Origin of the sequence: Ruania rhizosphaerae (assembly GCF_009805705.1) — a bacterium.
Taxonomy (GTDB): domain Bacteria; phylum Actinomycetota; class Actinomycetes; order Actinomycetales; family Beutenbergiaceae; genus Ruania; species Ruania rhizosphaerae.
In genome coordinates this window covers 333980-348718 of record NZ_VSMB01000001.1, presented here as the reverse complement: position 1 = coordinate 348718, position 14739 = coordinate 333980, and the positions used below count along the sequence as shown (strand labels likewise).

The following is a 14739-nucleotide window of genomic DNA, read 5'->3' as shown; positions in this document are numbered from 1 at the left end:
ACGGCTGTAGCTGCTGCCGCATTCACCATGCCGATCGGCTGTGTCGGGGTTAGCCTGCAGCACAGGTGGGCCATGGTGGCCCACCTGAATCGGACGAAGGAGTCTGCAGATGACGCAGTGCTTGCGCCGGAAGGTTGCGGCGACCAGTCTCGCCGCGACGGGAGCGCTGCTGCTCGCTGGGTGCCTGCAGCAGCCCGGCAGTGGTAGTGGCAGCGGATTCGGACCGGACAATGCCGAGACGGACAGCGACGGGGTCGTGACGATCCTGGGAGCATTCGGCGGTGCGGAGGCTGAGGCGTTCAACGCCTCGCTCGAGGAGTTCGAGGAACGGACCGGTATCGACGTCCAGTACACCTCGGACCAAGACTTCACGAACACTATCCGGGCTCGGACTGGCTCCGGTCAGGCCCCAGACATCGCGATCTTCCCGCAGCCGGGTGGTCTGATGGAACAGGCTGCGGCAGACGCGGTCCAGCCGGTCGACCTCTATCTCGACATGGCCTCGCTCGAGGAGACGCTGGTCCCGGGATTCCTGGACGCTGCGACCGACGAGGAAGGGCGTGTCTACGGGGCGCCGATGCGCATGGCCGTGAAGTCCCTGGTCTGGTACCCGCAGGACGCGTATGCGGCAGGCGGCTACAACACCGAGCCGGAGACCCTGGACGACCTCGCCGATATCGCCCAGCAGATCCGCGACGACGGCGTAGCACCGTGGTGCATGGGCTGGGAGTCGGACCAGGCCACCGGATGGGTTGGTACGGACTGGATCGAGGAGTACATGCTCCGCCTGCACGGTCCGGAGGTATACGACCAGTGGACCTCGCATGAGATTCCGTTCAATGACCCGCGTGTGGTGGAGGCGTTCGAGGCCTACGGAGATCTGATCTTCGAGGACGGGAACGTGCTGGGTGGGCCGTCGAACGTGCTCGCCGTGCCGTTCAGCGAGGCGATCCTGCCGGCGTTCGAGGAGCCGGCCGAGTGCCTGATGGAGCGACAGGGAAACTTCATCACGGGCTTCATGCCCTCCGACATCCAGGCGAACCTGGACTCAGAGGTGGGCCTGTTCGTGTTCCCGCGGTCGGCATCCGGGGACTACACGGACCAGCCGATCCTCGGTGGGGGTGACCTCGCGGCGTTGATGAACGGCAACGACCCTGACTCGATCGCGGTGATGCAGTTCCTCACCTCGGACTCCTTCGGTGGGCCGTGGGCCCAGGCCGGCGGGTGGCTCTCCCCGCACTCCACCTTCGATGCCAGCCTCTACCCGGACGAGCTCACCCGGCGAACCGCGGAGATCGTCGCTGACGCGGATGTCTTCCGCTTCGACGGATCGGACCTGATGCCGAACGCCGTCGGTGGCGGGACGTTCTGGACCGGCATGGTCGACTGGGTGAACGGTGCCTCGGCCGAGGATGTCACGACCGCGATCGAGGAGAGCTGGCCGGCAAGCGAGGGAGAGGACTCGTGACCGCCGCTGCCGCTCCGGCGGAGTCGCCACCGCGCAAGGTTGGTGGGGCAAGACCGGCTCGGATCGTGATCGGCGTGATCGGCGCGGTTGTTGTGGCGTGGGCAGCCGCGAACGTCTTCCTCGCGCTCGCCTACTATCCGGAGTGGTTCTTCGACAACCGGCTCCTGATGGCCGTGATCGGCATGATTGCCGGTGTCGGGGGAGCGGCACTGTTGTTCTATTTCGTGAACGTCTTCATCGAAGGTTTGCCGCAGCGGTTCTCCGAAGGTGTCATCCCGTACGTCTTCGTGTTCCCCTCGTTCTTCCTGCTCGGGCTGGTACTCGTCTACCCGACGGTGCAGACGATCAACTACAGTTTCGCGAGCAATGACAGCACTGCCTACGTCGGATTCGACAATTACGTCGCCATCTTCGGCAGTGGTGAGTTCTGGCTGTCATTGACCAACAATGCCCTGTGGTTGATCGTGGTACCAGCAGTGACAGTCGTGGTCGGCCTCGTGGTGGCTCTGTTCGCGGACCGGCTCTCTGCGCAGGGTGAGAAGGTTGCCAAGAGCTTCATCTTCCTGCCGATGGCTATCTCGTTCGTGGCGGCGTCGACGATCTGGGCGATCCAGATCTATAGCCCGAACCCTGACATCGGCCTACTGAACTCGATCGTGACGTCCCTGGGCGGCGATGCGCAGAACTGGATCCGGGTGGACACCCTGCGCCTGAACTCGTTCCTGATGATGGTGATCCTCATCTGGATGCAGGCGGGCTTCGCCATGATCCTCCTCTCCGGTGGGATCAAGGGCGTTCCGGAGGAGACGCTCGAGGCGGCCCGTATGGATGGCGCGAACGAAGTTCAGGTCTTCTTCCGGGTGATCGTCCCGCAGATCAAGGGCACGATGATCACCGTCTTCATCACGGTGACGATCCTGGTGCTGAAAGTCTTCGACATCATCTACGTGCTCACCAACGGTCAGGCCAGCACGAACGTGATCGCCAACCTGTTCTTCCAGGAGCTGTTCACGTTCCAGCGCGCCGGCCGGGCGTCCGCGATCGTGGTGGTGCTGCTGATCCTCGTGACGCCGATCCTGATCTATCAGGTGCGGCACTACCGGAAGGAGGCGGCGCGATGACCGCCACCGCTCAGGTCTCCAGGGCCAAGCCCAAGCGTCAGCCCTCCTACATGAAGGACGGGCGTCCCCGCAGTTGGACCTCCATCATCGTCACCGTCCTGCTGGCGATCCTCTGGTCTATCCCCACTCTGGGGTTGCTGATCAACTCGCTGCGTAGCCGCGATGACATCGTGACCAGCGGCTGGTGGACGGTGGTCGCGGACCCGTTCGGTCAGGGGTGGACCTGGGACAACTACGTCGGGGTCTTCACCGGTGCTGCAGATATGGGCGTCGGCTTCCTCAACACGGTGGTCGTGGCCGTGCCGGCGACGATCCTGCCGATCATGTTCGCCGCCTTTGCCGCGTATGCGTTCACTTTCCTGAACTTCCGGTTCAAGGAGACCCTGTTCGTCATCATCGTGGGCGTGATGGTGGTGCCGATCCAGGTGGCATTCCAGCCGATGCTGAACCTGCTCGGTCCGAACGGGATCGGGATCTCGGGTGAGTTCGTGGCCACGTGGTTGCTGCACACCGGTTTCGGGATGCCGCTGTGCGTGTATACGTTGCGCAACTACATGTCGACGCTGCCGTATTCGGTAGTCGAGTCGGCCAAGATCGACGGCGCCAGCCATTATCAGACCTTCTGGCTGCTGGTGGCGCCGATGGCCATGCCGGCGATCGCTGCGTTCGCGACGCTGCAGTTCCTGTGGGTCTGGAACGACCTGCTCATTGCCAAGTTGTTCCTGGCCCCCTCGAACGCCACGGTCATCGTGCAGCTACAGCAGCTGCTCGGTACCCAAGGCCAGGGCGAGGAACTCCTCTCGGCTGGCGCCTTCTTCTCGATGGCCTTGCCGATCCTGGTGTTCTTCTTCCTGCAGCGGTTCTTCGTCCGTGGCCTGACCTCGGGGTCGGTGAAGGGATAGGCCGCAACACCCACGACAGCGGAATCCCTCGTCGTTCTGGTCACGACGCAGCAACCAGAACGACGAGGGATTGCGCTGCGTCAGCGCAGCAGACTGCGGAGCTGACCGGCGTCGATGGTCTCCGTCGGCGCGAACGCAGGCCCGCCGATGTAGGCCAGGAGACTGGCCCGCAGTTGCCGGGCCGCGAGCCGGTCGGCGCCCGGATCGAGGTTGAGCGAACTGACAACGATCCTGCCCTCGCCGAGTCGGGCCTCGACCAGGCAGCCCAGGCGGCGCGCCTCGAACCACGTGTCGATCGGCTGCACGAGCGGGCGCAGTGAGTCGGGCAGTCCGTCCAGCAGCATCGCCCGGGCGCCGTGCAGTGGCTCCCACCACTGCCAGGACGTGTGACCCTCCGTGGGGAAACCGTCGAAGACCGGGTGCTGCGGATCGTGGGTGATGCCGAGCGTGTGCGGCGCCTGCCCCTTCGTCCACGCCGTATTCCAGAACACCGGGGTGAACCCGAGCGCGATGTCGTTGCCGATGCTCTCCGGGGTGAGTTCGAGCAGCACATCCTCGCCCGCTGTAGCCCGGTCAATGGCGTGCTGCACATCGGACGTGGTCACCAGCCCGGACGGTTCGACGTCGACAGCAGTGTAGACCCACAGGTCCCAGTCGTTCTCGTGCACAGCACCGGAGGAGTCCGCGATCGTGACCACCAGCGTGACCCTGGCAGGCGCGGTCAGACCAGTGGCCGGCGTCACCACCGGCCCCAGCCGGGTGCCGTTGCCCACAGTGATCTCCTGCTCGGCGACGACACCGTCCAGCAGGGGTGCGCCGTCGTCGGCTCGAAGGCTCCAGCGCACCTGCGCATGCAGGGGAGCGGGACCGAAGTGGGCTACCTGAACATCGAAGGTGATCGGCTCGTCGGCGGCCCAGATGCGGCGCGGAAGGCGTGCCAGCGGCACGGTCGGCCCGCAGAAGCGGGAGAACTCCTCGGTGGTGCAGTACCCCTTGGACTCCCAGAACGGGTTGAGCACCCCAACCAGCGCAGTGCCCTGGCCGGGGAAGTCGGACAGTCCGAGCAGGTGGAAGCCGCCGAAGCCCTCGGTGCGCAGCGCCGCCTCGATGTCCTCCTTGTAGCAGAGCGCCTGCAGCTTGCCGGAGGCGTGGAGGAACTCCTCCGCCTGATCGGCCATCCCCGCCTCGCGCAGGAAGTCGGCGAAGATGCCGAAGTTCCTCGGCTGCATCAGGCCCGTGTAGCGCCCGGTCTCGGAGAAGTCCGGGTACACGCACCACTGGCCGATCTCGTGGCTGACCACGGGCCGGTCGGTGACCCATGCGGCATAGTCGGACTCCGTCTCCGGCGGGTGGCCGTTGAGCCGGGACTTCAGCCCCTCGCCCCAGCGGTGCGCCCGGGGTTCGGGGATGTTGTGGAAGTCGTTCTCGGGAATCGCCGGCCACCCCGCGCCGGAGGTGTAGAGACGGCGCGGGTCGTGCGCGCGCCATCCGGCGACCCACGCGGCGAGGTGCTCGGCGTCACGGCCGCCCGGCTCGTTGCCGTGCGCCATCATCACGAACGAGGGATGGTTGCCGTACTCGCGCAGGATCCGCCGGGTCTCCTCGGCCAGGAAGGCGTCCACGGGTCGTCCCTCACCGATGGCGGCGCCCTGGTTCGCCCAGATCGGGCCCTCGACCTGCAGGTAGAGCCCGGCCTCGTCGGCGGCCACGAAGGCAGCCTCGGGTGGGCACCACGAGTGGAAGCGCAGCAGGTTCAGCCCGTGCGCCTGCACGGTGGCGACGATCTCGCGCCACGAGTCGACGTCGGTGGGCGGGTAGCCCGTGAGCGGGAAGACGCAGGACTCGAGCGTGCCGCGGATGAAGGTCCGGCGGCCGTTGATCGTCACCTGGGTGCCGTCGGTCGCCATCTCCCGCAGCCCGAAGGTGGCGCGGACCGTGTCGCGGCTTTCGGTGCCGTGGATCTCGGTGGTGAGCCGCACGGTGACCTCGTACAACGCCGGGTCGAACTCGTCCCAGGTGGTTGCGTCCTCACCGAGCGGCAGGCGGACGTCCACGTGCGCTCCGCTGGCGGTCAGACCGCGCTCGCTCAGGTCGCGGCCGTACTCGGCCTCGAACTCGGCGGTGACCGGGCCGACGTCGGTGGCGTCGGTGGTGCCGGTGGCGCGGTGACAACGCGCGGTGACCTCGACGCGCCCGGTGCCTGCACTGCGGCTGCCTGCGGCGATGTCCACCTTCACCAGGGCGGAGCGAGTGGCGAGTTCGGGGAACACCCGCACCTGGCTGATCCTCGCCTCGGGCTGGGCCGTGAGGGTCAGCGCCCCGACAACGCCGTTCCAGTTGCCCTGCGTGTGATCGGAGACGCTGTGCGCGTTCGGGCCGACGTCGACCACAGCCCGGTTGTCGACCCGGATCGTGAGGCGGTGGGTGCCCGGGGAGAGCACGCCCAGGTCGAACCGGTGCGCCGTCGTCAGGCTTCGTTCGGAGCCGATGCGGTCGTCGTCGACCCAGACGGCCGATTCCCAGTGCACGCGTTCCAGAGCAAGCTCGACCCGGCTGTTCTGCCAGTCCTCGGGAACGTGGATCTCACGCTGGAACCATGCTGCGCCCTGGTAGTACACCTGCGGCTGCAGCCAGAACGGGACGGCGATGTTGCCGGGCTCGCGATAGGGGGCATACACGTCGTCAGTGAAGTAGGAGCGGTCGACGATGCCGCCGGTCCACGGGGTGTCGACGGTGACGGGATCGCCGAGACCCTGATGCTGGATGGATCCGGGAAGGGTGATCGTTGTGGGCTCCCCGGGAAGATCGCGACGGAACCACTGCTCGAGCTCGCCGACGCCGTCGCGGTCGAGGGCGCAGTCCCACCGACCTGCCAGATCGAGGATCCGATCGATGGGTTCGCTGTCCTGGGCGAGCTCGGGAGCGCGGGAGTGGTCAGGCATGGAGCACGTCCTTCAGCAGTGGAGGTCAGGGCCAGATGCACGCGCAGCGATGACCCGTGCCGGGGCATTCGCGAGGAGGCACTGTCGATGCTAGGCAGCCCCGTGGGGGTAGTGAAGGGATGATCCGGCGCTGAGGCTGGACGATTCGATGATCGGCCGGGTCGAGTCATACCCGCCGTGATATCCACCCATCCGGCCGCGCCGCTGCCGAACGCGACGTGTGCGACGTCCTGCGCTCAGAAGATGCGCACACGTCGGCGTTCGGCGGTGGATGGCGGGATGAGTCCGGCTACGGCGTGAACTCGGCGGTCGTGGCGTACGCACGCATCGCCTCGCGCACGTACTCCGCGCCGTCAGAGCCCCCGTAGTTCTTCCCGAACCGTGGGTCGGCGACGTACATGTCGGCCAAGCCGAGGTAATACGCCTTGCTCACTGTGCTCACTGACTGGCCCAGCCACAGGTGATGACGCCGGCACAGCTCGGCGACCTCGGCCGAGTCTGGTGCAGTACCGGCCTCGTGAGCAGCGATGAAGCCGGCGGCGATCTGCTGCTGCTCGGCCTGGAACGCAGCCTTCTCCTGAGCGGAGAGCGATCGCCACCAGGCGTCGCTGGACTGCCAGGCCTCGCGCCCCCAGCGCTCGGTGACTTCGTTCTCGTGCTGGGTATGGTCGAAACCGTCGAACATCTCTGATGCCATGAGATGTTCACCTCCTTCTCTCTTGGTCAACGTGGTGCGCACCGACGCGATCCGGCGTTCCAGCCGGCTGCGCTCGAATTCGAGCAGCTCCAGATGGGTGCGCAGGGCCTCGGCCTCACTCTGATCTCCCGCCAGCACCTCGGCGATGGCGGGCAGTGAGAGCCCGAGCTCGCGCAGCAGCAGAATGCGCTGCAGCCGCACGAGGGCGTCGGCGTCGTAGTACCGGTACCCATTGGCACCGATCCTCGCCGGAGGGAGCAGGCCGATCTGGTCGTAATGGCGCAGCGTGCGACTCGTCGTGCCGGTGGCACGGGTGATCTCGTGCATGGACCACTCGGTCGGCTCGGTCATGACGCTCCCTTCGGTTCGGACGCACTTGAGTCTGGACGTTGACGTTGCGTCAAAGTCAAGCGCATCACGGATGCGGCGGCGAACGGGGTGCGCCGGGGCGCGTCAGGACGTGCGAAGGTGTGTAAGGGCGTGCCGGGATATGGCGGAGCGCGCCGAGCGTGGCGAGGGCCGAAGGCGAGGGAGGCGGTCCTTTCAGACCAGGCGGAACCGGCCGCCGTCCTCGACGATCTCGCGGAGCACGGCTCGCTCGTTCGGCGTGTCATTCGGCTCGTGCCAGGTGACGAGGACGCGCCCGTCGTGGGTGCGCAGCACCATGCCGTGCCCACCGTCGCGGTCCCACAGCGGCTCGGCGAGTTGTTCCCACGGCCCGGTCACATGCCCGCTGCTCGAACGGGCCAGTCCCATCGTGTACCCCGTCGCGCCCATCGTCGACCACAGCATCAGCAGAGTCCCGTCCGCCGTGCGGTGCAGGAAAGGGCCGTCGGTGACGTAGCACGCGAACCGGTACGTAGCCGCCTTCTCAGCCGCCATGCTGGGCCGCAGGTCACGTGCCCACGGCGCCTCGGATGCGTTGAAGAGGAAGTGCGGCCGGCCGGCTGCGGCGCGCAGATCCGGCGTCAACCGCACCGCGTGCATCCCCCCGTCGTGCACCTGCTGCCACTCGTGGCAGAAGACCATCCACGGGTCGCCGTCGGCATCCACATGCAGTGTGCCGTCCAGGCACTGCCATGCTGACGGCGTCAGCGCACCGTCGCTGTGCGGCTGGAACGGGCCGGCGGGTGTATCGGCGATGAAGGCGTGCGTCCCGCGCATCACGTCCGGGCCGTTCACGGTGGCGAACATGACGTAGCGGCCGCGATAGGAGTACACCTCCGGGGCCCAGAACTGGGTGGTCCCCACGAACCCTGGCGGCGGCCGGAAGGCCGGGATCGGACCTTCCCAGTGTTCGAGGTCCGTGGAGCGATAGGTGTCGAATCCGGTGCCCGGACCGGACCAGATGTTCGCGTCGGTACTGCCGTACAGGTAGTACTCGCCGTCAGGGGTTGGGAGCACACAGGGGTCGCGGATCTGGATCTCGGCCAGGCGGGGCATGCGGTGCAGGATACGCGGCAGTGCGGATGCGGAGGAGGCCTAGCTTCGTCCGCAGATACTTGGATGTATGTCCTAATTGTATTAGCGTACAACTATGCTGCGGACCGATGTGATGGCAGAGGGCGACAATCGGCGTGCAGATGGGCGTCGCTGGGCCGGCCTCGGGCTGCTAGCCCTGCCTACCTTCCTGCTGGGCGTGGATGTGACCGTGCTCTACCTCGTGCTTCCGAGCATGGCCGCGGCGCTGGAACCGACGGCGACGCAGACTCTGTGGATCATGGATGCCTACGGCTTCCTCATCGCAGGTTTCCTCATCACGATGGGGACGCTGGGCGACAGGATCGGTCGCCGCCGGCTTCTCCTGATCGGGATGGCGGCGTTCGCGCTCGTGTCGTTGTTCGCGGCTTTCGCGCCCACGGCCGAGCTGATGATCGCTGCCCGGGCGCTGCTGGGAGTCGCCGGTGCGACGTTGATGCCCTCCACGTTGTCGTTGATCTCGAACATGTTCCCGGACGTGCGCCAACGCGCGATGGCCATCGGAGTGTGGGCGACGATGTTCGCACTCGGCATGGCGGCGGGGCCGGTGGTGGGCGGCGCTCTCGTGGATCGACTGTGGTGGGGTGCGGCGTTCCTGCTCGCCGTTCCCATCGCCATCATCGTGCTGGCCGGGGCCAGGCGGCTGCTGCCCGAATACGCCGACCCGCGGGCTGGGCGGATCGACCTGGCAAGCGTCGTGCTGTCTCTGGCGACGATCCTGCCGGTCATCTACGCCGTCAAGCGCGCCGCGGCCGACGGTGTGGATACCGTCACGGCGACTCTCGTCCTTGCCGGTGTGGCTGCGGGTGCCGTGTTTGCCCGCAGGCAACGACGCTTGGCGTCGCCGCTGCTGGATGTGACCCTATTCGCCAACCGTGCTCTCACGAGCGCTCTGGTCGTCCTGCTGCTTGGCCTCGTCGGGGTCGGTGGAACCATGTACCTGGTCACCCAGTACCTTCAACTCGTCGAAGGACTGACCCCGTTCGTGGCCGGGCTGTGGATGGGCCCGCCCGCTGTGGCCATGCTGGCCGCGGCAGTCGGCGCCCCCCTGATCGCCCGCAGGGTGCGCCCCGGCCTCGTGATGGCGATCATGCTCGGCGCGTCCGTCGTCGGGTACGGCCTGTTGGCGACCGCAGGCACCGGTGAGGTGCCCCGCGTGGTTACCGGCTTCGCCCTCGTCTACCTCGGACTGGGCGCCATCGCGGCACTCGGTACCGACATGGTGGTCGGCGTGGCGCCGGCATCGAAGTCGGGTTCGGCGGCAGCCATGTCGGAAACGGTCCAGGAACTGGGTGTGGCAGTGGGCATCGCGTTGCTCGGTAGCCTCACAGCAGCGGTCTACAACGCGCGCATGGAGCCGCCACTGGCCGCCACGTCCGAGGTAGCCGCGCGCATCAATGACGGTCTCGCCGGTGCGCTCTCCGTTGCCGATCGCGTACCCGTCGGCGTCGTGACGCAGGCGCAGGAGGCGTTCACCGACGGCGTCAACGTCGCGGCCGCAGTGGCTGGGTCAACGATCGTGGTGGCGACCGTGCTGTGCCTGACAATATTGCGGCATGTCCGCCCACTCGGTCAGGGCGGCCCGCAGTGATGCGCTCGGGAGACTAGCCTGGAATACCGGAGGGCGAATGGGCGATCACGAGGACCACGGCACCGATGGTCGCCGTGCCAGGGGTCGTCGGCGTCGTGCTGCGATCATCGAGGCCGCGTTGGCCGTCGTCATGCGGGACGGTACTGCTGGCCTCACCCACCGCGCGGTGGCTGAGCAGGCCGGTATCACCACGTCTTTGACGACCTATTACTTCGCCACCTTGGACGACCTGCTCGTCGCGGCTTTGACGAGCGTCGCCGATACCTACACCGCGCGGGTGCGACAGATCATCGATGGGCCCGGCGACAAGTTGCGCGGACTGGCCGAGTTGCTGGTGGAATCCGCCGGACCGGGGCGTGAACGGGCCCTTGCCGAACGCGAGCTGTGTACGCTCGCCGCTCGTCGACCGGCGCTGGCGCCGGTGGCCCGCCGTTGGCGGGAGGACGTCTCCGAGCTCGCCGCTACCCTCACGGACGATCCGCAAGCCATCGCTGCGCTCGCGGTCGCCTCAGACGGCCTGTGCGCCGCGGTTCTGATCGACAGTATTCCGGCGGATGTCGACTACGTTCACCGGGTCCTCACCCATGCGCTCGGCGGGCCCTTACACGATCACTGAGCGGGCCGGCGTCCGGCCGCCCGGGGCTACGGTCCGAACGGTCGGAGGCGTCATCGGGCATGCTCTCTGAACTGCCGGATTCCCGACGGCGCAGGTTCCGTCGCCCGCCGTGCTCGGGCTCCGTAGCCCGTGCTTTGGGCCCAGGAACGCGGATGTTGTGTGCGACATCCGTTCGATGTCAGTGGTCGATGATCTACTTCAGATACCGCGCGAAAGGTAGCTGAGGAGGTGGTTCACGATGGCCGCAGACACATCTGGCTCCGGTGGCGCGCCCGCCGCTGCACCGGCCCTGCGTGAACGCTTCGCGGCTGCCCGGGCCGAGGATCGGTCGGCGCCGTCCTGGTCCTTTGATGCACTGTCCTCGCAGACGTCCTCCGTCGTGGCCGAGGCTGCACCCGATGCCGAGTTGCTCGGTCTCCTGGAGCAGGAGTGCGACGGCTTCTCCACGCCGGATGAGGCATTGCTCGTCGAACTGATCGCCGCAGGCGATCGGCTCGTCAACCACGTGGCCTCTCTGCAAGGCCAGTTCGTGGTGGAACTGATGGAGCGCCGTCGGGGCTCGATCGGAACAACTCGTACGGTGGATGAGCTGGCGGCCCGCCTCGCCACCACGAGCTATGGCGCGGAGACTCTGGTGGGCCGGGCCGAGGCGCTCGTGGAAGCACCCGATGTGCGCGAGGCACTCCATCGCGGGGTGCTCACGCCGCGCAAGGCGGAACAGATCACCGACGCCACTCGCGATCTGAAGCTCCAGCAGGCGCGAGCTATTCAGCAGCATGGTGTGGCTTTCGGTGAGCAGCACACGGCACCACAGTTGCGACGTGAACTCGATGCCGCGGTGATCGCCGTCGACCCGGAGGGCGCCGAGCGCGCTCGCGAGAAGGCCATGAGCCGACGGCGGGTCGTGCGTGAACCTGCACCTCACCAGATGGAGTGGTTCAGTGCCCTGGTCTCGGCTGAGACGGCAGCGATGGCCTACACGGTGGTTGACGGACTGGCAGCCGACTGCGCTGCCGATGACACCCGCACGCTTGATCAACGGCGTGCTGACGCTTTCGCCGATCTCTTCCGGGAGGTCCTCACCTCGGGGTACACGCCAGGCGGTGGGCGGATTCCGAGCAGGCACGGTCGCGCTCCGGCGATTCGCATCACAGCGACAGAGGCGGTACTTGCGGGCGATGACGAGAGCCCTGCAGTGCTGCACGGCTACGGGCCGATCAGCGCGGCCACAGCCCGCCGCCTCGCCGTGGACGCGACCCTCGAGTGGCGCTTTGCCAGTGGACCTGCACTGCGTGCCTCGGATTCTCCGGGCGTGCTGAGTGCTTCTGTGCCGAGCGATTCCGGCGGAGCGAGGGTGCCGGGCATGAGCGGGCCGAGGGCGAATCCGCCGGGGACGAGCTCGCCGGTTGCAGGGGTCCCAGGGGTGAGCGCGCCGGGCGCAGGGGCCCAGGAGTCTCAATCGCGAGATTCTCCGGGGTGGGGCCCGACCGCAGGAGGCGAGGAGGCGGGTAGGTATGTGGCCGATGGCCCGATCGACCGCCGTGTTCAGGCACGCGGGGGTCTTGGCCCTCCACATCGTCCCTCTGAGCCAGCTGGTCCCTGTGATGACCGCTCGTGGCGGTATGACCCGATGGACAGCGTTCTGCCTCAGGGGCGACCACCGGGTTTACCGGACGGAACCGACGCCCGGCTCCTGATCGGCTGGGTCCATCAACGTGGGCGCGGCGGCCATGATCCGTGCTCGTTGCTGGCCAGTGGGCTGGGCCTGCTCGCCTCCGACTCCTATCTGCCCGCGCAGCACGTGCGGGATGCAATCCTCGAAAGAGACCAGACGTGCCGCTTTCCTGGTTGCCTTGTGCCCGCATGGCGCTGCCAGATCGACCACATCGTGCCCTTCGATCCGGCTCTTGCGGCGTGGGCTCAGTGGACTCCAACCTGCACATGCTGTGCCGTCGGCATCACCAGGCCAAGACCGAACGCGTCTTCGAGGTGGAGCGGGATGCCCGCACCGGGATCTCCACGTGGCGCACTCGCACTGGTCATGTGTACATGCGACTGCCGGAGCACGCTGACCTGAGTGTGCTGAGTGCACAGTTGCGCGAGGATGCCGCCGCCATCTGGACGGGTGAGGAGCCTGAGGTCGAGGAGGACCGGCCGGAGCGCGGCTGGGACGATCCCGGGTAGGACGGCGCTGACCGTGGGTGGGATGAACTCGGGTAGGACGGCGCTGACCACGCGTACTCGGCCGGCTCTCCGTCGTCGGAATTCACGGGTGCGACGAGCCCGGGAAGACCGGGGCTCACCGCGGGGGTGGGACGGAGCTACGGGCCGCTCGGATTGGTCGTCGATGTAGGCGCGCCAGTACGGTGGCACCCGTGCCAGAACTGACCGCTATCGCGTGGGTACTGCTCGGCATCTCCGCCGTTCTGGTCGGCATCTCCAAGACGGCACTTCCGGGCGCCAACACCATCTCGATCGCGATCTTCGCGGCACTGCTGCCCGCCCGGGAGTCCACAGGAGCGCTGCTCCTGTTGCTGATCGTCGCAGACGCGTTCGCGATCTGGACCTATCGCAAGCATGCAGACTGGGCAGTACTGCGCCGCCTAGTCCCCACCGTCCTCGCCGGGCTAGTGCTGGGTGCTGTCTTCCTTGCCCTCGCCGACGACGCCGAGGTGCGCCGTGTGATCGGTGTGATCCTGCTCCTGGTCATCGGCATCACCATCTGGCGACGGCAGGCAGAACGTCGCCGAGACGTCCGTGCTGCCCATGAGGCGGCTGCGCGGGAGGCCGATGCCCATGAGGCGGCTGGGGCAGATCGGACGACAGCCCCCGGCTCTCAGCCATCGTCACACGCACCTGTGGCCGGACGGGCCGCCCAGCACGTCCAGGCTGGGATCTACGGCACCCTCGGTGGCTTCACCACGATGGTGGCCAATGCCGCCGGACCGGTGATGTCCATGTACTTCCTCGCCTCGAAGTTTTCCGTGAAGACCTTCCTCGGCACCGCTGCCTGGTTCTTCGCCGTCGTGAACCTGGTCAAGCTGCCCTTCTCGGTCGGGATCGGGCTCATTACCGTCCCGACGCTCCTGATGGACCTCGTGCTGGTGCCCACGGTGGTGCTGGGCGCCTTCGTCGGCCGCTGGCTCGTCGCCCGGATGAACCAGGCGCTGTTCGAGCGCCTCGTGATCGCCCTGACGATCGTCGGCGCTGGCTACCTGCTGTTCTGATCTGCTGTTCTGGCCCGCCGCTCATGGGCTGAAAGTTCGGCCCCTTCACCCCTCAGGGGCCGAACTTTCGACCCTTTCTCCCCTCAGGGGCCGAACTTTCGGCCCGGGAGCGGGCGGGTAGCCGCCGTCGGAGAGCTCGGTTGACGGTGGTCGAGGAGCCCGACGAATCCCGATCGCTGTGCCCCGGGGCGCGGTGCGCGAGATGATGCCTTCTATGGGACGCGAGGAGTCAGGACTGCCGGAGGAGCGGCGCACGCGTCTTCGGGCTGCGATGCTCTCGACCTTCGGTGCCCTGACAGTGATCGCGGCCCTCGCCGCCGTGTACGCCCTCGCCATCGGGTTCCCCGTTGTCTCCGCAACCCCGGTGGAGGCGGTCGCGGTCGCGGGCGAGCGTGATCTGCTGGTGCGCTACCAGGTCGGCTCCTCCAGTTGCCACGACCCGAACGGCGTCGAGGTGCTCGAGACCGACGAGACCGTGGAACTGCAGGGCACCCGGGTCGATCCCACCGGAACCCGCATCGTCGGCAAGGGGTGCAGCGACGATCTGCTCACCGCCGTCGAGACCGTGCGCCTGGACGACCCGCTCGGCGACCGGCGCATCATCCGACCCGACGGCACTGAGCTCGAACCCGTCGACCAGGCCCAGGTGCTCGGCCTCGCGGAGGACACGTGACATCGGCACCTCACATCGGACCG

The 14739-nt window shown here is 67.2% G+C and carries 11 protein-coding genes; 8 read left to right on the top strand and 3 right to left on the bottom strand.

Features of this window, described 5'->3' with window-relative positions:
- Window positions 1-109: 109 nt before the first annotated feature.
- Genes FV560_RS01435 through FV560_RS01425 form a run of 3 tightly spaced genes read left to right on the top strand, consistent with a single transcriptional unit; the run spans window position 110 to window position 3491 of the window.
- Window positions 110-1468 (top strand): ABC transporter substrate-binding protein, encoded by a 1359-nt coding sequence (locus FV560_RS01435; protein ID WP_159618559.1) that lies wholly within the window; start codon window positions 110-112, stop codon window positions 1466-1468.
- Window positions 1465-2589 carry a carbohydrate ABC transporter permease gene (locus FV560_RS01430; protein ID WP_235019852.1) on the top strand — a complete coding sequence of 375 codons (1125 nt, stop codon included), beginning with the start codon at window positions 1465-1467 and terminating at the stop codon, window positions 2587-2589. Before FV560_RS01435 ends, FV560_RS01430 begins: the two co-directional genes overlap by 4 nt.
- Window positions 2586-3491 (top strand): carbohydrate ABC transporter permease, encoded by a 906-nt coding sequence (locus FV560_RS01425; protein WP_235019851.1) that lies wholly within the window; start codon window positions 2586-2588, stop codon window positions 3489-3491. The genes FV560_RS01430 and FV560_RS01425 overlap by 4 nt, the downstream gene beginning before the upstream one ends.
- 80 nt (window positions 3492-3571) lie before the next feature.
- Here the strand turns inward: FV560_RS01425 and FV560_RS01420 are convergent, their stop codons facing one another.
- From FV560_RS01420 to FV560_RS01410, 3 genes are all read right to left on the bottom strand, one after another.
- A complete protein-coding gene (locus tag FV560_RS01420; protein ID WP_159618557.1) occupies window positions 3572-6433 on the bottom strand; it encodes a sugar-binding domain-containing protein in 2862 nt (953 codons plus the stop codon).
- A gap of 289 nt (window positions 6434-6722) precedes the next feature.
- Complete coding sequence (locus FV560_RS01415) at window positions 6723-7481, bottom strand: MerR family transcriptional regulator (RefSeq protein ID WP_159618555.1); 759 nt, start codon at window positions 7479-7481, stop codon at window positions 6723-6725.
- Between the two features lie 192 nt (window positions 7482-7673).
- The gene (locus tag FV560_RS01410) at window positions 7674-8573 is read right to left on the bottom strand and encodes a glycoside hydrolase family 43 protein (RefSeq protein ID WP_159618553.1); all 900 of its coding nucleotides are present in this window, start codon (window positions 8571-8573) and stop codon (window positions 7674-7676) included.
- A 94-nt stretch (window positions 8574-8667) separates the two neighbouring features.
- Here FV560_RS01410 and FV560_RS01405 point away from each other — a divergent pair, with 94 nt between their 5' ends.
- The 5 genes from FV560_RS01405 to FV560_RS20015 all read left to right on the top strand — a co-directional run bounded on the left by FV560_RS01405 (window position 8668) and on the right by FV560_RS20015 (window position 14716).
- Window positions 8668-10200 (top strand): MFS transporter, encoded by a 1533-nt coding sequence (locus FV560_RS01405; protein WP_235019850.1) that lies wholly within the window; start codon window positions 8668-8670, stop codon window positions 10198-10200.
- A gap of 37 nt (window positions 10201-10237) precedes the next feature.
- Complete coding sequence (locus FV560_RS01400) at window positions 10238-10816, top strand: TetR/AcrR family transcriptional regulator (protein WP_159618551.1); 579 nt, start codon at window positions 10238-10240, stop codon at window positions 10814-10816.
- Window positions 10817-11054: 238 nt separating this feature from the next.
- Window positions 11055-12893 carry an HNH endonuclease gene (locus FV560_RS01395; RefSeq protein WP_159618549.1) on the top strand — a complete coding sequence of 613 codons (1839 nt, stop codon included), beginning with the start codon at window positions 11055-11057 and terminating at the stop codon, window positions 12891-12893.
- Window positions 12894-13182: 289 nt separating this feature from the next.
- Complete coding sequence (locus FV560_RS01390; protein ID WP_159618547.1) at window positions 13183-14043, top strand: sulfite exporter TauE/SafE family protein; 861 nt, start codon at window positions 13183-13185, stop codon at window positions 14041-14043.
- Window positions 14044-14257: 214 nt separating this feature from the next.
- Window positions 14258-14716 carry a hypothetical protein gene (locus FV560_RS20015; RefSeq protein ID WP_200837475.1) on the top strand — a complete coding sequence of 153 codons (459 nt, stop codon included), beginning with the start codon at window positions 14258-14260 and terminating at the stop codon, window positions 14714-14716.
- The last annotated feature ends 23 nt before the right edge of the window (window positions 14717-14739 follow it).